This is a genomic window from Pedobacter jeongneungensis (genome assembly GCF_000633455.1).
Classification (GTDB): domain Bacteria; phylum Bacteroidota; class Bacteroidia; order Sphingobacteriales; family Sphingobacteriaceae; genus Pedobacter; species Pedobacter jeongneungensis_A.
Map to the genome: position 1 here is coordinate 93,699 of NZ_AYMG01000026.1, position 21,727 is coordinate 115,425.

Annotated in this window: 21 protein-coding genes; 13 read left to right on the top strand and 8 right to left on the bottom strand. The window is 41.8% G+C overall.

The features are described 5' to 3' along the window. Nucleotides 1–161: 161 nt before the first annotated feature. The 10 genes from U859_RS0122305 to U859_RS0122355 all read left to right on the top strand — a co-directional run bounded on the left by U859_RS0122305 (nt 162) and on the right by U859_RS0122355 (nt 11,202). The gene (locus tag U859_RS0122305; protein ID WP_084153134.1) at nt 162–353 is read left to right on the top strand and encodes a hypothetical protein; all 192 of its coding nucleotides are present in this window, start codon (nt 162–164) and stop codon (nt 351–353) included. A gap of 110 nt (nt 354–463) precedes the next feature. Beyond that, the gene (locus U859_RS0122310) at nt 464–2,056 is read left to right on the top strand and encodes a hypothetical protein (RefSeq protein ID WP_025145502.1); all 1,593 of its coding nucleotides are present in this window, start codon (nt 464–466) and stop codon (nt 2,054–2,056) included. Nucleotides 2,057–2,489: 433 nt separating this feature from the next. Beyond that, nucleotides 2,490–2,876 (top strand): serine O-acetyltransferase, encoded by a 387-nt coding sequence (locus tag U859_RS0122320; protein WP_051584755.1) that lies wholly within the window; start codon nt 2,490–2,492, stop codon nt 2,874–2,876. 211 nt (nt 2,877–3,087) lie between these two features. After that, on the top strand, nt 3,088–3,492 hold the full coding sequence (locus U859_RS0122325; RefSeq protein WP_025145504.1) for a PleD family two-component system response regulator: 405 nt from the start codon (nt 3,088–3,090) through the stop codon (nt 3,490–3,492). Continuing rightward, nucleotides 3,492–4,565: a sugar transferase gene (locus U859_RS0122330; protein ID WP_025145505.1), complete on the top strand. Its 1,074-nt coding sequence runs from the start codon at nt 3,492–3,494 to the stop codon at nt 4,563–4,565. The genes U859_RS0122325 and U859_RS0122330 overlap by 1 nt, the downstream gene beginning before the upstream one ends. Before the next feature lie 29 nt (nt 4,566–4,594). Next, the gene (locus U859_RS0122335; RefSeq protein ID WP_084153132.1) at nt 4,595–5,278 is read left to right on the top strand and encodes a TolC family protein; all 684 of its coding nucleotides are present in this window, start codon (nt 4,595–4,597) and stop codon (nt 5,276–5,278) included. A gap of 8 nt (nt 5,279–5,286) precedes the next feature. Further along, nucleotides 5,287–7,425 carry a GumC family protein gene (locus tag U859_RS0122340; RefSeq protein WP_029986057.1) on the top strand — a complete coding sequence of 713 codons (2,139 nt, stop codon included), beginning with the start codon at nt 5,287–5,289 and terminating at the stop codon, nt 7,423–7,425. A 33-nt stretch (nt 7,426–7,458) separates the two neighbouring features. Beyond that, nucleotides 7,459–8,715 carry an O-antigen ligase family protein gene (locus U859_RS0122345; RefSeq protein ID WP_025145508.1) on the top strand — a complete coding sequence of 419 codons (1,257 nt, stop codon included), beginning with the start codon at nt 7,459–7,461 and terminating at the stop codon, nt 8,713–8,715. A gap of 106 nt (nt 8,716–8,821) precedes the next feature. Then, the gene (locus U859_RS0122350; protein WP_037505706.1) at nt 8,822–9,976 is read left to right on the top strand and encodes a glycosyltransferase; all 1,155 of its coding nucleotides are present in this window, start codon (nt 8,822–8,824) and stop codon (nt 9,974–9,976) included. Between the two features lie 17 nt (nt 9,977–9,993). Next, nucleotides 9,994–11,202, top strand: coding sequence for a glycosyltransferase (locus U859_RS0122355; protein ID WP_025145510.1), 1,209 nt, complete (start codon nt 9,994–9,996; stop codon nt 11,200–11,202). Nucleotides 11,203–11,242: 40 nt separating this feature from the next. Here U859_RS0122355 and U859_RS0122360 read toward each other — a convergent pair whose 3' ends face one another. From U859_RS0122360 to U859_RS0122370, 3 genes are read right to left on the bottom strand one after another with little or no spacing between them, the layout of a single operon-like run. Then, nucleotides 11,243–12,022, bottom strand: coding sequence for a glycosyltransferase (locus U859_RS0122360; RefSeq protein ID WP_025145511.1), 780 nt, complete (start codon nt 12,020–12,022; stop codon nt 11,243–11,245). Nucleotides 12,023–12,039: 17 nt separating this feature from the next. Beyond that, the gene (locus tag U859_RS0122365) at nt 12,040–12,894 is read right to left on the bottom strand and encodes a glycosyltransferase family 2 protein (protein ID WP_025145512.1); all 855 of its coding nucleotides are present in this window, start codon (nt 12,892–12,894) and stop codon (nt 12,040–12,042) included. A gap of 40 nt (nt 12,895–12,934) precedes the next feature. Continuing rightward, nucleotides 12,935–14,287: a lipopolysaccharide biosynthesis protein gene (locus U859_RS0122370; RefSeq protein WP_025145513.1), complete on the bottom strand. Its 1,353-nt coding sequence runs from the start codon at nt 14,285–14,287 to the stop codon at nt 12,935–12,937. Nucleotides 14,288–14,548: 261 nt separating this feature from the next. On the opposite strand from U859_RS0122370, the gene U859_RS0122380 reads away from it, so the two are divergent. Further along, complete coding sequence (locus tag U859_RS0122380; RefSeq protein WP_029986062.1) at nt 14,549–15,058, top strand: serine acetyltransferase; 510 nt, start codon at nt 14,549–14,551, stop codon at nt 15,056–15,058. Here the strand turns inward: U859_RS0122380 and U859_RS0122385 are convergent, their stop codons facing one another. The 4 genes from U859_RS0122385 to U859_RS0122400 all read right to left on the bottom strand — a co-directional run bounded on the left by U859_RS0122385 (nt 15,059) and on the right by U859_RS0122400 (nt 19,686). After that, nucleotides 15,059–15,952 carry a glycosyltransferase family 8 protein gene (locus tag U859_RS0122385; protein WP_025145514.1) on the bottom strand — a complete coding sequence of 298 codons (894 nt, stop codon included), beginning with the start codon at nt 15,950–15,952 and terminating at the stop codon, nt 15,059–15,061. A gap of 15 nt (nt 15,953–15,967) precedes the next feature. Next, nucleotides 15,968–17,317, bottom strand: coding sequence for a UDP-glucose dehydrogenase family protein (locus tag U859_RS0122390; protein ID WP_025145515.1), 1,350 nt, complete (start codon nt 17,315–17,317; stop codon nt 15,968–15,970). Between the two features lie 131 nt (nt 17,318–17,448). Continuing rightward, the gene (locus U859_RS0122395; protein WP_025145516.1) at nt 17,449–18,621 is read right to left on the bottom strand and encodes a glycosyltransferase family 2 protein; all 1,173 of its coding nucleotides are present in this window, start codon (nt 18,619–18,621) and stop codon (nt 17,449–17,451) included. Between the two features lie 147 nt (nt 18,622–18,768). After that, nucleotides 18,769–19,686: a glycosyltransferase family 2 protein gene (locus U859_RS0122400; RefSeq protein WP_025145517.1), complete on the bottom strand. Its 918-nt coding sequence runs from the start codon at nt 19,684–19,686 to the stop codon at nt 18,769–18,771. Nucleotides 19,687–19,973: 287 nt separating this feature from the next. On the opposite strand from U859_RS0122400, the gene U859_RS0122405 reads away from it, so the two are divergent. Both U859_RS0122405 and U859_RS32080 read left to right on the top strand, forming a co-directional pair. Further along, nucleotides 19,974–20,807 (top strand): LCP family protein, encoded by an 834-nt coding sequence (locus U859_RS0122405; protein ID WP_025145518.1) that lies wholly within the window; start codon nt 19,974–19,976, stop codon nt 20,805–20,807. Between the two features lie 142 nt (nt 20,808–20,949). Further along, nucleotides 20,950–21,165, top strand: a complete 216-nt coding sequence (locus U859_RS32080) for a hypothetical protein (RefSeq protein ID WP_162800017.1) — start codon at nt 20,950–20,952, stop codon at nt 21,163–21,165. 271 nt (nt 21,166–21,436) lie between these two features. Here the strand turns inward: U859_RS32080 and U859_RS32275 are convergent. Further along, a partial coding sequence (locus U859_RS32275; protein WP_205314432.1) for a hypothetical protein occupies nt 21,437–21,727 on the bottom strand: 291 nt, incomplete at its 5' end.

The window sequence follows — 21,727 nt, forward strand, 5'->3', positions numbered from 1 at the left end:
ACATTTCTTAACTGAATAAGAATAGTTGAAAACCTTTAAGGAATATACCTGTTGTTCCCTAGTTGTCAATCCCTCAATAACCGTCAGCTTATCCCGCTTGATCTGATGTTTTTATTGTGCCATTTTCCTGGATGGCAATCATAAAGTTTAAGTATCCCGATATGATCAAATTAGCCTATAGTACGCCCATTGCAAGATTAGATAAAATTAAGATTGGCGATGAGGTCATGGATGAATATCAATCCACTGGAAAGGTGATCCAGATTACAAAAAATATTAAAGATAAGTCTACTGAATTTATTTTTTTGCTGGATAGCAAACAGACCATTTTCATCATGTGTGCATCTGCATAATTACCCGTTTTACCATTTTGTGTTTCGGGCGTATTAATTTTTAGGTACTTATGTTGGTTTACAGGCAATCAGAATATAAAATTGCTATCTTGTAGGCCAATCCCCACCTGATGAAGAAATGCCATTTTAGGAAATTATCTTTTGCTGCTGCTTTTGTTACTGTTACCTTATTTTCAAACTGCAATAAGGCGGTAATTACCTCCCCTGAAAATACTGTTGACAATTCTTTATTGAGCGATGAACCTTTTAAGGCTTACCTGGGTGTAAATGCCTTTGAGTGGAATTTTACTTCGGATGCAAACCATGGACAGATCGAAGAATCGAGGTTCCAGACCATTAAATCCTTTACCGGTATCAGGCACTACCTCGACTGGCAGAGAATTGAAAATAAAGAAGGATCATTTACTTACAGCCCCTCTCATTGGGGTGACTGGGATTACGATCAGATCTACCAGCGAATGAAAGATGCCGGAAAATATGTTCTTTTAGATCTAAAAGGTTGTCCGGACTGGCTTTTGGCCTCTTATCCGATTGGTAAAAGAGATGCAGAGAATGTTCCTGCTCCTTATGGGCTGGATAGGGCGGTACCGGCTTCTTACATTAAGCAGGCACGTGCGGCTTTTCAACTGGCAGCTCGTTATGGTTCAAACAAGGATGTTGATAGGGTGCTGCTGCTTGCCGACCCCACCGTACGCTGGAGAGATGATCCGCAGAATATGCCAAAGGCAGGTTTAGGGCTTATTACCTATATGGAATGCGATAATGAACGTGATAAGTGGTGGAAAGGTCCGCTTGCCCAGCAGTCGGCAGAAGAATATGCAGCCAATCTTTCTGCTTTTTACGATGGCCACAAAGGTACTCTTGGCAAGGGGATAGGCGTAAAGACTGCCGACCCCAATATGATTGTGGTGATGGGAGGCCTTGCCGATCCAAATCCGGAATTTGTTCGCAAGATGGTTCAATGGTGTAAAACGAACCGGGGGATGAAGGCAAACGGGCAGATCGATCTCTGTTTTGATGTGATCAACTATCATCAGTATTCCAACGATGGTTTTCAAAACTATGGCAATCCTACAGCAGGCATGGCACCAGAGCTTTCTGACTTGGGTAAAGTTGCCGCCCTTTTTAAAGAATTTGCAAAATCGGTAAACGGTGGCATCCCTGTTTGGGTAACCGAAACCGGTTTTGATGTTGGAGAGCATACCTCGCAAAGGGCTTTAAAAATCGGTGATAAAAGTGCATTGGTTACCCAGGCAGACTGGAACCTTCGCACAGCATTGTTATATGCAAGAACGGGACTAACGAAATGTATATTTTATATGCTCGAAAATGTGGATGTTAACAGCTGGACACAATATACTTCATCGGGTTTTATCAATCCTGATTATTCAAAAAGACCATCTGCTGATTATATACTCCAAACCAACAGGCTTATGGGTGATTATCATTTTTCTTCAACGCTTAACAAGGATCCCCTCGTTGATGTGTACCTGCTAGATGGTAAAAAGACCTATGTGCTAACCATACCAGACCAGGTGGGCAGAACAAAATCATACGATCTGGATCTCGGGCAAAGTAAAGAAGCCATAATTTATACCCTTGCCATTGGCAAAGATGAAATGGACCACAAAACCGTATCCACCAAAAACGGCTTATTACAGATCCAGGTAACCGAAACACCAGTTTTTGTACAGCCAAAATAGGTAAGATGGAAGATGTAGGATGGAAAATGGATAATGGAAATAAAACCATTATCCATTTTTCGTTTAAACGGGAGATGCAGCATTTGCCTATGCATGATTAAAATTCATTTTTACCTATTTTAATTCGATCATTTTTTTATTGGTACTTAAGGGCTATTGAGTGCGGAAGGCTTAACCGATAGCTTTGTAGAAGCTAAGGCTTAAGATCTACACGCGATATCGTGTGTCCGTTTTTTTGCATGCGCCTTAATATTTATGAATATAAATACGAATAATAATGATATCTGAGGGGCAGAATCAATCACTTGATGTCTTTCAGGACTGGAAGAACAATAAAGGAAACTTCAAGTCCAGGATGATCATGCTTTTCTACCGAATCTCCTCCTTAATTTACCGGTATAAAATTTTACGCTTCATTTTTTTCTGGTACTTAATGCTCTACAAGTTTGCTATTGGCTGGCTCATGAATATTGGTATCAACTCCAGTGCGGTTATTGGCAGGGGTTTTAGGATTCAGTATGGCTTCGGTACGGTGATCGGTAGTCACACCGTAATCGGCGAAAACTGTAACATCAGGCAACTTACCAACATCAGCTCCAAGATGAAAGAGAATGGAAGCTACAGCCGGGCACCCAGAATTGGTAATAATGTAGATATAGGCATTAACGTAGTAATACTCGGTGATGTGAATATTGGCAATAATGTAACCATAGGAGCAGGCTCGGTGATTACCAAAGATGTGGAGGATAATTGTGTGATGGTGGGTAATACGGCTACTGTATTGAAGAAAAAATATATTATCTCAGTCGAAAAATCATAGTACAAAACTATTCAGTTTCCCTCAGTGGCCTTTAAAACATTATCCGGTTAAAAACAGGCCTTACCGTATTTCATTCCCATATTTTGCCGGAATTAGCCCTATTGGGCTATTGCTCAAGGGTGGGGGATATAAGACCTTTACAGCGATCTATGAAACCTATAACTCCCGGCAATTAGGTGAAAAATATTAGCGTCAACAACTTAATAAATCAATGAAAAATCTCATTTTAAAGGACAGCATGAAGCGTTATACCAAGAAGCATATTCTTCTGGTGGATGGCGGATTAAACCTCGGTAAGTTAATGAACTTCATCCTGGCTCCCGAATACAGGCTGACCATCAAAACCAGCGGAATAGATGCCCTGAGCTGGCTGGAGGAAGGCAATGATCCAGATCTGATCATTACCAGCTTAAGAATGCCTTATTTTGATGGGAGCGCTTTCATCCAAAACCTTAAGTGCAGCGGTTTTTACCGTAATACGCCGATTATGGTTCTTTCGGGAGAAGAAAACCTCGAAGAAAAAGTAAAAAGTATGTCATTCAGGATTGATAGTTACATGGAAAAACCTTTCAACCCAACAGTTTTGAAAAGCCAGATTAGCCTTTTGATTGCATAATGAACGCTCAGGACAAAGATAGTGCTATGGCCAATGTGAGGTCAGTGTATTTTGGTAAGTTATTGAGGGATGTGATGTTCGAAAGCCTGGGAGGCTATACCAAAGAACTTATTTTTATTGATGACTTTCAGTCTTATATTCAGCAGCAGACTTTTTTAAGTCTTCCTGACCTGGTAATGATTGAGGTGGATGAGAACCCTGAATGGTTTAACCAGGTTTCTTTTATCAGAAACCATCCTATACTCAATCATCTCATCGTTGTACTTATTGGTACCACTGAAAATGCAGATTGGAGAAAGAAAGCACTTCAGGTTAGGGCAAACGATTATTATCTGTATCCCTTTCCGCCATCAGATTTTATTTCAAGGATTGCTTTTCTGGTTAAGTTTAAAGCAGTGAAACCCAATGTACTCGAGATTTCTGCAAAGATGCAGGAACGTTATACTATACCCGTAAGCAAGCGGGTATTCGACATTATCGCCTCGGGGCTGGCTTTACTCATCCTGTCGCCGCTGTTTATCATTATTGCTATCATGATCAGGCTGGAATCGAAAGGCGACATCATTTATAAAAGCAAACGCGTGGGGGCAGGCTACAAGATTTTTGATTTCTATAAATTCAGGTCTATGCGTAGCGGAGCCGATAAAATGGTAGCCGAACTCTCATCGCTGAACCAATATGCCAATGAAGGGAATAAAAACGGAAAATCGGCTTTTGTAAAGTTTACGAACGATCCGAGGATTACCAGGCTTGGTAAAATACTGCGCAAAACCAGTATTGACGAGCTTCCACAATTGATCAACGTTTTTATCGGCGACATGTCGCTGGTTGGCAACCGGCCGCTTCCTTTATATGAGGCCGAGCAGCTCACCACCAACAAATGGTCTTCGCGTTTTAACGGGCCTGCCGGTTTAACCGGGCTATGGCAAATCAGCAGAAGAGGGAAAAAGGAAATGTCGGAAAGTGAGCGTAAAGAACTTGATAATTATTATGCCAACCATTATTCCATTTTCCTCGATTTCAAAATTATTTTAAAAACCATTCCGGCACTGATCCAGAAAGAAGAAGTTTAAACAGATCAGGCACAAATTATATAAAAATCATGATGAAAAACATTTCACTTATAGCCCTTTTATTATTCGCACTGGGCGGTACAAAACTATCAGCGCAAGAGTCAATCCTTGGTCAGATAAACAAAGCAGATATTGAGCAGTATATCGCATTGGCAAAGCAGAATTATGTAAAGCGAAAAATCCAGGGAGTCTCTACAGAGTCGATGAAAAATGATGTGTCAATGGCGAAAGTATCTTATCTGGATATTTTCAATGCATCCTATTTCTACCGTCCGCAGGGTAATACAGTAATCGATCCGGTAAATCCATACAACATCAATGGTTTCCAGTTCGGGGTCAACATCAATCTTGGGGCCCTGCTTCAAAAGCCCTTTATCTTAAAAAAGGCAAAAGCAAACTATAAGGTGGCGCAGCTGGAAGCATTAGACTTTGATACGCAGCTGGTGGTTGAGGTTAAAAAAAGATATTATAACTATCTGCAGGAAAAAGCGCGTTTAAAAGTGCTTACCCAAAGTGCATCCGACAGTAAAGGTGTGGCAGAAAGTTTAAGAAGAAAATTTGAGCGCAGCGAGACTTCCCTTGAAGTATTCAACCAATCGAGGGTTACGCAATCGAGTGCCGAAACACTAAAAGTAGAAGCCGAAGGGAATTTCCTTAAAGCAAAAGATTTATTGGAAGAAATTATAGGGCAGGAAATCCCTGCAGGAAAATAGATATGGTAATGGATTTGAAATTGTTTTTGCTCCGTGTCTCCAGGCTCAAATGGCTGATCATATTATTGACTGTATTGGCCATTTTGATCTCTTTTTTACTGGTGAAAAATCTTCCCAAAAAATACGAATCTGTGGCACAGATTTCGACTGGTTTGCTTGATCCCTCTAAAAAGGTGATCAGCAATGAAACCGTCGATTTTTTTGCTGTGAACCAGCAGTTCGCCAATCTGGTCGAAAAATTTACCATGAAAAGAATGGTTAATCTGCTTACCTATAAGCTTATCATCCATGATCTTGGTGATCAAAAAAACGCATTTAAACACCTTCCCGAATCTTTATCCTCAAAAAGCAGCACGGAGCTAAAAAAAATATCATCGCTTTTTGAGCGAAAACTTGTAGCTAACGCGCTATTGACCCTTGATGATGACAAGGGTGCGGTAAAACTATTTAGTATTGCAGAGGATATGGGCTATGGTGAGGAAAAGATGCGGGATGGTTTGGAAGTATCACACGCTGCAAACAGTGATCTGCTCCTGGTAAGCTTTACTTCGGAGAATCCCGCATTATCTGCCTTCACGGTGAATACACTATCAACTGAGTTTATCAGCAGCTACAGCAATGATGTCTCTTTAAATCAAAACTCGTCGGCAAAAATCCTAGACTCTATGCTGCTGAGCAAGAAAAATACGATGGATGCCAAAAATAAACTGCTGTCTGATTTTAAGCGTACCAAAGGCGTTTTGAACCTGGATGAACAATCGGCAACGGTTTATAATCAGATTTCGCAATATGAGGCCCAGCGTGCTGAGGCTATGCGGGTTATCCAGTCGAATGCAGGCGGAGTGGCTACCATCGAAAGCAAACTCCAGGGCAGCGACCGGTACGTTAATGGAAGCAGCAAGGCCAACAACCGTGAGATTGTGGAACTCAAAAGGCAGTTGCAGGTAGCCAATAACCTCTATATTGATGGCGGATTTAAACCCGCCATGCAGAAAAAAATTGATTCACTGAACAGGCTGGTTAATATTAAGAGTGCAGCCAATGTAGATGAGAATGTGATTGATACACGGGTTTCGAAGCAGGATCTCGTTCAGCAAAAGGTAGGTTTGGAAGTTTCTTTGCAACAGGCCAGGAGCAGCATCAGAACGCTTGATGGTCAGCTCCGCATTTTAAGGGAACGTTACAAAAGCATGGTACCCTTTGATGCGGATATACAGAATTACCAACGTGATGCGGAACTTGCAACAAAAGACTATATGCTGGCACTCGACCGGTTTAACACCGCAAAAACAGATCAGAAATTAGGCCTGAACCTGGAAATAGAGCAGGTGGGTTTACCCGGAAATCCAAAACCCACCAAAAAAGCATTATACATTGCCGGAGCAGGTACAGGTACTTTTGCCCTTTGTTTAGGATTTGTATTTCTATTGGTGGTGGTCGATTCATCTATCCGTAACCAGCACAGTTTGGAGGCCGTTACCGAAAGTGTGGTTATCGGCAATGTAAATGAGATCGCAGGTACGGAACGTATAGCCAGGAATATTTGGAGCGATAAATCAGCTGGGGGAAAATACCCGGTATTCATGGAACAGATCAGGTCGTTAAGGTTCGAAATTGCTTCGCAGATGGAAAAAAGCGAAAGTAAAATCCTGGGCATTACGAGTTTGGCCAGTGGAGCAGGAAAAACTTTTTTAAGCCATAGCCTTGCCTATGCTTTCGCCTTAACTGGTAAAAAAGTGCTTTTGATTGCGGATGAACAGCTACAGACACTTTCTACTGAAAAAGGACTGATTACAAATCTGAGTTTTCAGAATTTTCTGATCAAAAAGGAATTCCATACCGAAGATCTGATTACGGTGATGAATAAAAGTGTTGAACGCAATTCATTGCTCGAAATTCAGAATGTAAGCAATTTAAGAGATGGTTTCGAAGTGCTCAAAAAAGAATTCGATTACGTTATTATTGATGTGAACAGTTTAAGGGAAGTTAACATTTCGAAAGAATGGTTATTGTTTACAGAACAGAATATTGCGCTTTTCGAATATGGGGCTAAGGTTAATGAGGCCGACCGTCCCTTGATGCGTTACATCCGGGAACAACCTGGTTTTATGGGCTGGGTTTTCAACAAGGTAAATGATGTTAAATAATACACCCTTGCACAAAAACGGTTTACGATACTAATGAAGCGGTTCTTATATTTTTTTCTTATTGCGTACTGCTTTTTTTTGTTTTTGGTATCCCGTGAAATTGGTGGTCTGCCTTACGGTCTGATTATCGATATTTCTTTTGTGCTGATCCTGATCACGGCGCTTGCCACCACGCCAAAAGAAGATTGGAACGGGCTTAATGTAAGTTTATTTTATACACTGTTATTGTGGTTACTGGTTAGTCTCTTTGAGGGTTTTAATCCGGGTTCGAGCAGTTTGGGCTGGATCAATGAAATCCGCAGTACAGCCATATATCCTTTTGTAGCGGTACTTCTGGGACTGGTGATTTTCAGGACGCGCAGAGACCTTGATCTGTTTCTTATTCTCGTCATGGTATGCTCAACACTTGCATCATTAAACGGTATTAAACAGCTTTACCTCGGGCCAAGCGACAATGAACGTAAATTTTTACTGGAGAATGCCAGCACCCATCTTTTATGGGGACACCTCCGCGTTTTTTCATTTTACAGTGATGCAGGACAGTTTGGTGCATCTCAGGCCCACATTGGCTTAATGGCGATTATTCTTTCGCTTGCACCAATTAAAACCTGGAAGAGGATACTGCTTCTTTTGTGTGGTGCAATCAATATATACGGTATGCTTATTTCGGGCACACGCGGTGCACTGTTCGCTATTGTTATTGGTGGTTTTGTGGCTATTGCACTGGGCAAAAATTACAAGGCACTCCTTTGCGGAGGTTTTTTGGTTATTGCACTGCTCGGCGTATTGAAATTTACCACAATCGGAGATAGTAATTATCAGATTTATCGCTTACGGACAGCCATGAACCCGGAAGATCCTTCACTGAATCTCAGACTTTCCAATCAGCGGAACCTTGCCCTTTATATGCACGATTATCCATTCGGCAACGGGCCTGGGGTTACCGGCTATTATGGTAAACTCTATAATGGTGACAAGTATCTTTCGAGGGTGGAGCCAGACAGTTATTTTGTGAAAATATGGATGATGTACGGCGTTGTGGGGCTCACCATCTGGTTTAGTGTGATGATGTACATCCTTGGAAGCTGCTGCGGCATGGTATGGCAGATAGAAGATAAGGTATTAAAAGTGAAAATGATCGCCCTTACTGCTGGTTGTGCTGGTATTTTATTCTGTAGTTATGGCAATGAGGTAATGAACCTGATTCCAAGCTCAATTGTAGTTTATCTTTCCTGGGTATTTATCTACAAGTCGCCATTGTTAATCCCCGGTAAAGAAATTTTAACTTAACTATATGCCTTTCGAATATTTTATCATTCCCGGAATTATCTGCTTTTTAATAGGTTTTTCGAAGGCCAAACGTATTTATTTATCCAAAAAACTGTAAAGAAAGAATATGATTGTAGATATTTTATGGCTGATGCTTCAGCTTTTGATCGGTTATAACCTCATTTTTCCGATATTTCTTTATGCGGGATACCTGTTGGCAGGCAGGCGAACCTTTGTTAACATCAGGGCGGATGAATATGATTATGCCGTAATTGTAACTGCCTATGAGCAGACAGATCTTTTACCCGCCGTAGTAAGCTCGCTGCTAAAAATGGAATATTCCAATTATCTCATTTACCTAGTATGCGATAATTGTGATATTTCTAACCTTCATTTTACAGATGAACGTGTGGTGCTGCTTCGTCCTGAAAAGGTACTGGCCAGTAATACCCGTTCGCATCTTTATGCCATTTCCAACTTTAAACGTCCTCATGAACTGTTGACGATCATTGATAGTGATAACCTGGTAGACCGCCGCTATTTAAAAGAACTTAATGTTTATTTCGACAATGGTTTTGATGCCGTTCAGGGCCAGCGAAGATCAAAGTCTTTAGAAACCTCCATTGCATCTCTTGATGCCGCAAGGGATCTTTATTATCATTTCTTTGACGGGAAAGTAATGTTTGCTTTAGGCTCTTCCGCTACACTAGCCGGATCGGGCATGGCTTTTAAAACAGCTCTTTATGTTGAATCTTTTATCAATCACGACCTTCAGGGAGCTGGTTTCGATAAAGTGTTACAAGCGAAAATAGTATCTCGGAATCTCCGGATTGCCTATGCACCAGCTGCGATAGTTTATGATGAAAAAACAGCCAACCGCACACAGCTGGAAAATCAGCGGTCACGCTGGATCAATACCTGGTTTAAATATTTTAGCCTTGGCTTTTCTATTATCGCCAGGGGCATTACCAAATTCAGCTGGAACCAGTTCCTGTTCGGTATAGTTCTTTTGCGCCCACCACTTTTCCTTTTTATATTGCTATCTATACTCTGTTTTATAATCAACCTCATTTTTTGGGGGATTGGCCTATGGTTGTGGATCTTCGCTTTTTTGGCTTTTGGTATGAGCTTTTTTGTAGCATTAAGACATGGAAGGGCCAATAGAAATATCTATTTGGCACTGGTGGGTATCCCTTCATTTATATATGTTCAGGTTCGCTCGCTCATGCGCATCAGGCATGCCAATAAACGTTCGGTTGCCACCAGACACCTCATCAAATAACCTAATCAGAAACGGATTTGAAAAACCAGAACATCATCATTGTGGGGCAGCAGCCCTGGGATACGGAGATCGGTAGTAACTGCAAAAATATTGCACTCGAGTTTTCTAAGCAAAACCGGGTGCTCTATATCAACCCGCCGCTTGACCGGATTAGTAAAATCAGGCATGCCCATGATAAAAAAGTGCAGAAACGCATCTCGGTTATTCGCGGGAGACAAAGTGGTTTGGAAGAAATCAGTCCCGGGCTTTTTACGCTTTATCCGGATTGCCTGATCGAATCGGTGAACTGGCTGCCAAGGGGATTTATTTTTAAGACCATTAACCGGTTGAACAACAAACGCTTTTACCGTTCTGTACAATCTGTGATCGAAAGTCTGGGTTTTAAAGATGCAATATTGTTCAATGATGGTGATATGTTCAGGAGTTTTTATCTCACCGAACTCTTGGAGCCGGCAGCTTCCATTTATTATTCGCGCGATAATATGATTGCCACCGCTTACTACCGCAAACATGGGCTGGCCTTAGAACCACTTTTAATAGCGAAACATGATCTTTGTGTCGCAAATTCAGAATATCTGGCTGCTTATTGCCGGAAATACAATCCCAACTCAGCCTATGTGGGGCAAGGATGTGATTTTAGCCTTTTCGACGATTTCCTAAGACAATCGGCACCGGTTTTGCCGTCAAAATTTTCAGGTACGGTAATCGGTTATGTTGGTGTACTGACCTCAGCAAGGCTGGATATAAGCCTCATTGAAGGAATAGCCAAACAAAGACCTGAATGGAATATCGTATTGGTAGGCCCTGAAGATGCGGATTTTATGTCCAGCGAACTCCATAAGCTTGCCAATGTTCATTTTATGGGCGCCAGACCTACCGACGAACTTCCGATGCACATTAATGGATTTGATATATGCTTCAACCCTCAGTTAGTGAACGACCTTACCATAGGGAACTATCCCCGGAAAATTGACGAATACCTGGTGATGGGCAAACCCACCATTGCCACTGCTACTCCTTCAATGCAGGCGTTTAAGGAACATGTTTGCCTGGCAGAGGGTGTGGAGGGATATATTGCAGGAATTGAAATTCTGCTTGGTAGTAATACGGCAGAGAAAGTAGGCCGCAGAGTTGCTTTTGCGCGCTCACATAGCTGGGAAAAATCCGTTCAGGAGATTTACGATGCCCTGGCCCTGGTGATTAAAAAAAAACGTTCAGCATCCTGATCAAACAAAAGCCAGGTTTTTATGGCATCATGTATGGGCATCAAAGCTTACGCAACGGTGGCTGCATAACAATATCAAAATTATACTTCAGCTGTCTGTAGGTATCCCTGATCAGTTTAATGAATATCCCTTTGCCTTCGCGCCAGCTCGCTCTTGTCATGGTGCTGGGTTCCTGAGCTGAGTTTTTTTGAATAAGCAGCCTGTTAAAATCGTTATAAAACAAACCCTGCGCCTTGTTCTGCAAAAAGGAGATACACATTCTGTATTCGGTCAGATCTCCCTTTAAACCTTCGGGGTACCTGCCAAACTTTTCGAAAAAAGATGATCTTCTCAGGTGCGGATGGTCCGAATAAAGATATATTTTGCTATAATCTGTTCCAAAGGTGGGATGGTACATCTGCGAAAAATGTGCATCATAAGGTTTTAGGTACGCGTATGGTGCATAGGCGTAGAACCTGATGATATCCAGTTCTTCTTTCGTTTTCAGGTGGTTCAGTCCCTGCAAAAACTGATGGGGAAATTCATTTGAAGGTTCAAAATCCTCCTGAATATACAGGGTATAAGGTTTGGTAACTGCATCCTGGCCTTTGTTAATATTGTGGCCCAATCCCCGGTTTACCGGAGTGGTAATGAGTTTGAAACCAAAAGCTTCTTGTAGCGACCTGAGATTAGCCATGTGTTCATCCTTGCTTCCGTCGTCGGAAACCACAATTTCGCCAAAGCTGCATTTTAGCGCTTTAAGTTTGTGCAGCAGATTGCTTAAGGAAGTGCTTCTATTATAGTGTGTAATGAGCAGGGAAACCTGGAAAAAAGTGTACATGTTGGTAAAATAAATCTTTAAATTTTTTTAGTATCGTGCGGCTTGTGCGGGGTTAAGAGGGATAGCAGTTTTTTAGATTCGATAGAAATCCTTGATAATAAAGCCTGTCCAAAGCTGCCGTCGCGCTGCAAGGTGCGTGGCGCGGTCCAGGCCCGGGAACGGTTCCGTTTAAGCTGTCGTACTTTTCCAAACTGCATCAGATCGAAACATAACCGGCCGTCTTCTCCTCTCACATTAACCATCACATAACCAACTTTCATCCCATATTCGCGGATATAACCCATGCTTATGCCAAAGGCATTGAGGTATGGTCGCTTCACATGCCTTAAGGCAGCAATTGCATCCTTCATTTTTTCGAGCATGGCCAGTTTCCATCTGGGGAAACCTGGTTCGGGAATAAAAGAATAACGGCCATAAACACAAACAGTGTCCGGGCTGCTCAAAACAGCTATCATATCATCCAGCCAGTACTCCGGATAAATACAGTCTGCATCAGCGAGCAAAATATATTTTCCCCTGGCATTTTCCATTCCCATCTGTCTGGCTGGTCCACAACCCTGAATTTTCTGGAAATAACTTTTAATATGCAATTTATCCAGCGTTTGCTGCGTTGCGTCGGTAGAGTTATTGTTTACCACGATAATTTCGAGTGGAACTTTGGTAGCAAGGTCAGCTAAGCTGGCGATATTTCGGATAATATTAACTTCTTCATTCCAGGCGGCAATGACAATGCTCACCAGTGGCGTTCCGGTTTGCAATACATCAAGTTTTTGATTGATTTCCGTAAAAACGCTTTCGGGTACATCAGCTGTTTTCGTAAAGGAAAGATCATATTTTTTGATCCAGTTGGGTGTATTGAAAATATTGTACATCGTGTGCCTTGTTATCGTGTTTATTTGAGCTAAATGTTAATCAGCGTAAATTTTTTGCCTGCTTAAGTCCCATGGTTACAAATCTGGCCAGTTCGCGGTAACCGCTGAGGTAACTGTTTACAAGGGAGAACTTTTTAAAGTCTTTATTGATATAGTAGTAGGAAATCCCTATTGCGGTAATGGTCGGGAAAAATGTTCCGATCACAATGCCATAAACATTTCCCAGCAGGTATACGCCAAGGAAATCGGCCGAAAGGTTGACCACCAGCATCACGATTACTTTCATGAAATTGATCTGTGGCCTGTGAATGGCATCAAGTGCAACGCTCATAAAGCGATCTGCAGGGTAGAGCAATGCAAATGTGGTAAAAATCCTGAAGATGTTAATCGCAGTATCGCCCGCTGGCGTATTGTTGTATTGCCCACCACCAATAATACTCATGGCCAGGCCTGCGGCAATGTAGGCCACCACTAGTACAGGGAACAAACAGATGGTGATTGTTCCGATGTATTTTTTCATAATTTCGATGACTTCTTTTTTGTTACCGCTGTTATAAGCTTTTGAAAGCGAAGGCATGGCCGTAGCCACAAAACTGCGAAGCGGTATTTCAACCACTTCCATTAGTCGTTTACCGAGGTTGTAAATGGCGAGTGATGATGGGCCAAGCATGAAGTTGATCACAAACGTATCGGTTACGCCAAAAAGACTGCTGCTGATGGATGTTCCAACAGTATATTTTCCAAAATCGAAAATCTCCCTGATGCAGTCTTTTTGCTTTCTGAAAAAGTAACTGATGCCAGACCAGCCCATAAACAGTGTTAGAAGACTGGTCAACAGGGTAGCGGCAATGTTCGCCATCATCAGGTTCTGCAGCGAATTAAGGTGTAAGATATTAAGTGTAACCAAAAGAGTGATCAGCAAAAGTACCTGCGACATCCTGATGTATAAAAGTGTATCAAACCTGAGCCCACCTTGTGCAATACACATGGCTACTACCATGGGTAGGGAGCAGAGCAGGTTTATGGCGTAGTATTTAATAAAAAAGGCCAGACTCTCATCGGTACTGAAATGGCTGAAAAAGAGAAGAGGAATATTAATTGCCAATAAAAACATGGTAATGAGCGCCGCGATATACCAGGTAGAACCAATTACTTCCTGGCCTTTCTGTTCACTTGCGCCTGCATAAAACTTTACAAATGCCGTGGTCAGAAAGCCCTGTCTGAATGTATCAAGAAAGGAAAGCAGCGCCTGAAAAAAAAACCAGATGCCAATTTCTTTAATGGATAACGACCGGTAAAGAATGGCTGTAAAAAGGAAGGTGAGCAGCGACATTCCGCCTGTACCCATTAAAGACAGGAAATGTATATTTTTTAATTTAGAAATGAATTTCATTCTATAAAACAGTATTTATCTTGCTTATCAGGTAGTCCAGGGTATATTGGAATTATATTTTAACCTGATCAAAACTACTCATCCAAAGGGGCTATGTAAATAGCCCTTAACTACTAATGCAAGCGTCGGTTTAAGGTGTTAATTTTGGATAGTTTCCGGTAAACAATTGGTTGATGCCTAGCGGCGCACCCCCGGGATTATTTAATATGAATACACGAATAAAAATATCAATGCCGGCCATCGGGTTCCGGTTCTTTTAATATGGGGATAAGAAAATACATCCTTCAGGACTGGAATGCCAATCTGGCCAATCCTACAAAGGGCAAATATATCGTGGTGCTTTTTAGGATTGCACAGCTCATCGTTAAACGTAAGCTGACCAAAATTCTCTTTTTTTGGTACCTGTTGTTTTACAGGGTGTTTATCGAATGGTTTATGTGTGTGGAACTGAACTGGAAAACTTCAGTAGGGAGCGGATTCCAGCTGTGGCATGGAAGTGGCGTGGTGATCCACCCCGATACAGTGATAGGTGAGAACTGCTCGGTACGCCAGTGTACAACAATTGGGATAAAACAGGATTTTAGCGCATCAGGGATCATCAAAGCACCAGTAATTGGTGATGCTGTAGACATCGGCTGTAATACCGTGATTATCGGCGATATTGTTATCGGGAAAGGGGTAACCATTGGCGCAGGCTCGGTAGTGGTAAAATCCATTCCTGCAGGTGTGATAGCTGCGGGGAACCCGGCAAGGATTCTCCGCAGTAGTTAATTATCTGAAAGCCAGAACGAGCTTTTTTTCTATTTTGTTATAGATCTTTTTTAACTTACTTACCGCATCACTTCTGGTGCCGAAGTTTGCCCATTTAGTTTGGTTCAGGTAATGGAAAAACTGGTTTTTAAATTGTTCCTGACCGGAATAACCCTTATATATTGGTTTCATGCCGGTAAAATGGATCAGGTATGGAGTAGGCGTGTGGTTTTTTGCAAACCAGTTCCATAAAGGGTCAAGCTCAAACCAGTCCTCATTGAAAACAACATTAAGTGTGTATTGCTCGGCAAAATTAAGGTGTTCGGCATTTTCGGCGGCACAGGCAAAAGCCCGGGCGGTAATGTTGCGTTCACGCCAGCGCTGTGGTTTAAGCAGCATCATGCCCGCATTAAGGTATTTGCTGTTCGGATTAAGTCCAAGTTCCCTATAATTATTGATGCCCCCCCAGGGAGAACTCACCACTCCCGAAAGATCTGACACTGCCCCCAAATCGTATTCGCCTATATCGGTATGCCACAACTTTGAAATATCATCCAGCACAATCATATCTACATCCAGGTAAATGGCCTTTGTGGCCTCCTGTGGAATAAAATATGGAATGCACAGGCGCATATAAACGTTGGCGGGAAAGGAAGACTTGTCTCTCGGCAGTTTAAACTGCTTTGGCAAAGCTTCTTCTATGGGGATCCAATGCAGGGTAAGTTTAGTTGTAGAAAGGCTGGAGATTACTTTAAGCCTGTTTTTCTCGCTGATATGATCAGAGACGATATACAGGTTTATTTCTTCTCCTGAATGGTGATTTTCTTCTAAGGATCTTAACATCGCGGCCATCAATACGACAAACTGGTTGTCGCAAATGGTTACAATGGTTATACCTTCGGGTTGATTTATCATGGGTTATGAATGTTCTTATGTGGTTATGGCAAAAGACTGGTGAGGGGTTTGAACCTTGGAAATTAACTTTCTTCCTATACTGTTATAATAATAACCGAGCTCGGCCATTTTCTCCAGTTCAAAAAGATTTCTGCCATCAAAAATTACTTTTTCCTTCAGCAGGTCTTCCATTTTCTCAAAATCAGGGTTCCTGAACAGCGACCACTCGGTTGCAATTAGCAGGGCATCTGCACCTTCGAGCACAGCGTATTGATTTTCAGCATAGGAGATCCGGTCGTTAAATATAGCCCTGACATTTTCCTGTCCCTCCGGATCGAAAACACTGATGCTCGCCCCTTGTTTAAGGAGGGTTTCGATCAGATAAAGTGCCGGAGCTTCCCTAATGTCGTCTGTTTCAGGTTTGAAAGAAAGTCCCCAGAAGGCGAAATGTTTTCCCGAAATATCATTTTTGTAAAAGTTCAGGAGTTTATCTGCCAGGATTACTTTTTGTTTTTCATTGATTGTAATCACCGACTTCAGGATCTCGAAGTTGTATGCATGTTCATCGGCTGATTTTACTAATGCCTGCACGTCTTTTGGAAAACACGATCCGCCGTAACCAATACCGGGGAACAAAAAGCGTTTGCCTATCCGTTCATCAGTACCAATGCCCCTGCGTATCGCATCTACATCGGCGCCAACCAGTTCACATAGGTTGGCAATCTCATTCATAAAGGTAATTTTGGTGGCCAAAAAGGAGTTTGCAGCATATTTGGTCAGTTCTGCGGAGCGTTCGTCCATAAAAATAACCGGATTTCCCTGACGTACATAGGGTGCATAAAGCGCTGACATGATTTTTTTTGCCCGCTCGCTGGTGGTTCCAATTACCACACGGTCGGGTTTCATAAAATCTTCTACGGCAACACCCTCCCTTAAAAATTCGGGATTGGAAATCACATCAACATCAACGGTGGTAATACTTTCAAAAACCGCCTTAACCTTATCTGCTGTTCCTACCGGAACGGTCGATTTGTTTACAATAACCTTATAACTGGTGATGAGCAGCGCAATATCTTTTGCCGCACCAAGGATATAGGATAGATCAGCAGCCCCATCCGCGCCTGGAGGAGTAGGTAGCGCCATAAATATAATTTCGGCATGATGTACTGCAGCTGAGAGATCGGTGGTAAACTGAATGCGTTTCTGAAGGATATTGCGGTGGAAAAGCAGTTCGAGCCCAGGCTCATAGATGGGCAGTTCACCCTGTTGCATCTTTTCTATCTTTTGGGTGTTGATGTCTACACAGATCACATCATTTCCTGTTTCTGCCAGGCAGGTTCCTGTCACCAATCCTACGTAACCGGTGCCTATAACTGCAATTTTCATGTTTCGTTATGGTTAAAAGAGTTTAAATTTTTAATTGAAATGGCTGTTTCCAGCAGTGACGAAAATAGGCTTCAATTGGATTTTAAGAAATAGCCCTTTACTACCAAAAGATGCTGTTCTACCAGCATTCGTTAGGCCATTTTCCGTTTGGAGCGTTCCCATGCCGCACTCTGGTTTTGATTGATGTACCTCAAGATGCCCGCTGCTACCGCATAGTTCATCATGCAGAAATAATAGGGGATAAAAAGGGTTTTGATCCTGATGTTTTTTCGTTCCATTAAAAGCCCGAGCAGGGCCAAGGTGTAAAAGATACCTTGTGCTGTCAGGAGAAGCGTATAAAATTGATGACCATGCTGGAATACAATCCAGATATTTGCCAATAAAGCCAGCACGAGTAAGAAAGGGGTGATGGTCCATCTCAATACCCGGTGTGAAAGGTACTGAAAGGTTAATATGGGATAGCGAAAGGGGTTGGCGGCAATTTTTAGCCTGAGGATCGACTGAATTCCACCAGCAGCAATCCTGATCTTTCTTTTCAGTTCTTCAGCGGTATTTTCTGATGCAGTTTCGCTGGCATAAGCGGCGGGTTCATAAGCAATCAGGTAACCTTTTTCGGCAATCCTCATCGCAATCATGTGGTCATCAATAATCGTGTCCGATTCGATGGGTTCATATAAGGAAGCTCTAATGCTGAAGAGTTCTCCTGCAGCACCAACATTAGAGTACAGTTCATAATCCCATTTTTTAAGCCTCGATTCGTATTTCCAGTAAAAACCTTCTCCTGCCGAACTGGCATCAGCGTGCTGATTCACCAAAATCCGCTTTTCACCAGCAACAGCACCCACGTTTGTATTCTGATAGTGTTTTACCAGCTCCAGCAGCGCCTCCCGGTTTAAAAAGGTATTGGCATCAGAAAATACAATAACCTCTCCCTTTACCTGCGGCATTGCCCTTTTAATTGCCGCCATTTTGCCGCCACGGTCGCTGTTATGCATCAGCACGATCTCCTGATAAGGGTGAATGAGCTCTGGCGTGCGGTCTGTAGATCCGTCTGTCACGAATATAATCTGCAGCCGTTCCTTGGGATAATCTAACTGCAGTGTATTTTTTATTTTATCTATTATCGTTACCTCTTCATTCCAGGCAGCTACCAGTAAGGTAACCGTTGGTAAAGGTGCCCCGGAAATAAAACTTTTAGGTCTGGAAAACGACCGTTTAATTTTAATGAGTATGAAAAGCAACAGGCCATAACCTACAAAGGTATAGGTTATGATAAAAAGGCAGGTCCAGAAAAAAATGATCATTATATCAGGTATGGATTAAGCCGGAAACAATTAAGTAGGACTTAATGCTACCTGTTTCCGATCGGAACGAAGTTAGGTTTAGTAAAATTGCGCCTCAATAGTCCTTTAATACCATTATGTAAAATGTTATTTGAGGCAAACTATCTCTTACAATGTTAATTTGGTACGGCTTCCGATATGGTTTTTTGAATGGAAAGAGTTCCATAGCAACGCCTTTATTACATAAGGAACAAGATCGGATCTTCCTTTTAGCAGGTAGCCAATCAATTGTTTTGGAACTGCCAACAGGAGGTAATAGGTGCTAAATAGCATTACATTGATCCAATTGGTATTCCGCCGCATAAACAACAATCGGTTGCGTGCAATGAAGTAGGTTTTAGTCGGGCTTTCCTTTCCTACACTCATCGATTCTTTATGGAGAATATGTGTTTTTCCGCTAAACCAGATTTTTTTGCCTGCACGTTTAAACATTTCGCACCAATCCAACTCTTCATAATAAAGAAAATATTGTTCTGGCATCATACCAATATGATCGATATCGGATTTTCTGCACATCATAGCGGCACCATGACAGAAAGAGGTTTGATGACTGGTATTTGCATATTGATCTTTATTTAGATCTCCCAACCCAATGGTTCTATTTCTTCCAGTGATTGGGTTTATTGGCGTATAACCAGCGTATTGGATAATATCCTGATCATCATGATAAAGTATTAAAGGGGAGAGGATCCCAATTTCTGGGTGGGCAGCCATTTCTGCGATAAGCTGTTTTATAAAACCTGGGATAAGTTCCGTATCATTATTGATCATCAGAATATATTCTCCGGTAGCATGGTTTAGGCCCAGATTATTTCCACCTGCAAATCCGAGGTTTACATCCGAGCGGATATATTTCAATTCAGGATAATGCGTTTTAAACCGGGTTTCATGATCCTCCTCACTCGCATTATCGATCAGGATCACCTCTATTTCATCTGTTGAGCAGTGCTTTTTGATAGAACTCAATAGGTCTAGAGTAACCCTGGGCTGATTATAATTAACGGTAATGATTGAGGTTAATGCCATTTCGACAAACCTAGCTAATGCTTACTTATCGGGCTATAGCCTTTTTGGGTGATTTTTTTTGGCTAATCAATTAGGGGATAGTTAAAGAGAAATCAGTGCCACGCCATAATGTCGGTTAAATCAATTCATAAAGACAGATTATCTGTCCTCATGAGCGGCACAGTGCCGGCATGATTTATAAATGGCGAAAAAAGGCTATATGGTAGCTTCAAGGTACATGGTAGTTTTGTGATGTAACACTAAAGGCTTAATTATTAACCAGATCGTTATAAATTATACATGAATAAATGAAAAACCAAATTAGATTCTTAATGATATTCCTGCTGGTTGCATTTGCAAATTCGCTTTATGCGCAGCAGATATTGCTTATCGGCTCCGATTCACGGGATGAAAATAAGAGAGGCAATGCAGATCTGATCATGGTTATCACCGTAAAGAACAAAGAAGTAAAATTAACTTCTATTCTGCGTGATACCTATGTCTACATTAAAGGCTATGGCAATCAGAAACTCAATGCCGCTTATCGCCTGGGTGGGAGGAAATTATTGATTTCTACCATCAATGCAAATTTCAAAACCAGGCTGGCGTCGTCCATCGTCACCGATTTTAACAATACCGCGCGGGTAATCGACTCTTTTGGAGGAATAACATTAACTATAGATAAAGGTATACACCATTATGTGAATAGTTACATTGGCGAACAATCGTACCTTAAAGGGGTGCCACTTTTGCCCCTTAGCCGAACGGGAACAATTAAAATGACCGGTGATCAGGCTCTAGCCTATGCCCGTGTAAGGGTTGCCGGAACGTGTTACGATGACCATGCCAGGGTTGAAAGGCAAAAAAATGTGACCAAAGCGGTAATTAGTTATGCCGTGAAAAATAAATCGGTCGCCTTAAAAAATATATCAGATTTATGGTCTATGATTGATACCGATATTAATCTGAAAGATTACATCAAAACCTTTAGTTCTTTTTTAAATAAGCAAAGGCTGCCCAGGTCACAGGTGTTTCCAAAAGGAAATCTGTATACAAATGAGCGGATTAACGGTGTTGGCCTTGTTTTGAAAATCAGGGATTTCAAGCGGGCATCCTTTTACCTGAATGATATGATAAAATAAAGGATAGTGTAAAATACACTGTGTAATCTCGCCGTCGTCTTTGGGCATCTGCCGGAGGTTCAGGACGGATTATTTTGGAAATTGCTGAATCTAAAGAGCAGTTGGGAGGAGTCGTTGGTACTTGTTTTTAAAAGAAATTTCAATGGACGTAGTCAAAAGAAACATTTTGATTGCCAAGGGGAATGGTACATGTCCTATGTTAGCTTATGGATTTGGATGTGGCCAGAATATATGGCGTTTTATTACCCCTTCATTCGAGCAGGCCTATAAAATTATTCTGTCAGACTACATTGTTGCAGGCAAATTTGACCTGAACTCTTACGACCCTGGAAAATCTGCTTATAATGAAACTGTTTAATTTGGCCTGGTTTTGTAAGTTTGATTTCATGATGGGTTCTGTCGAGAAATGCTGGTTTTGCTAACAAAAGCAATCGTAGTTAATTGAATTATGATTTTTTTTCAACTGACAAAAAGATTATTTATTTAATGAATTCGGTTCTGGCCTTGCCCTCGGCATCTGTTAACTGGATACCTAGTATTTTAGCGGCTGTGGGGCTCCATCTTCAAAATTAATGGATTCCAGAACAATTTCGGGTTTCAGGCCCCCTTTATTCAACAGTCTGATAATTTTAGCGAAATCTTCCCGTATCTCGGTTCGGAATTTTTCGGTTACCTTGCCAGTCCAAATGCTGTAAAAAACAGCTTTCCTCACGTTTGGCCAATAGTTGAGCCACGACAGGTTTGCGATTAGCGCCAAAAACAACATCACCACAGAACTGCTCATATTTAGCGCATAGAATTGCGTAGCTCACCAATATCCCCCTGGGCTTAAGCGTGGCGAAGAAAGATGCATTTGATATTTCCATTTCCCATGTGCCAATAAATTGCTTTAACTCTTGTTGTCTCGTCCTGCTATAGCT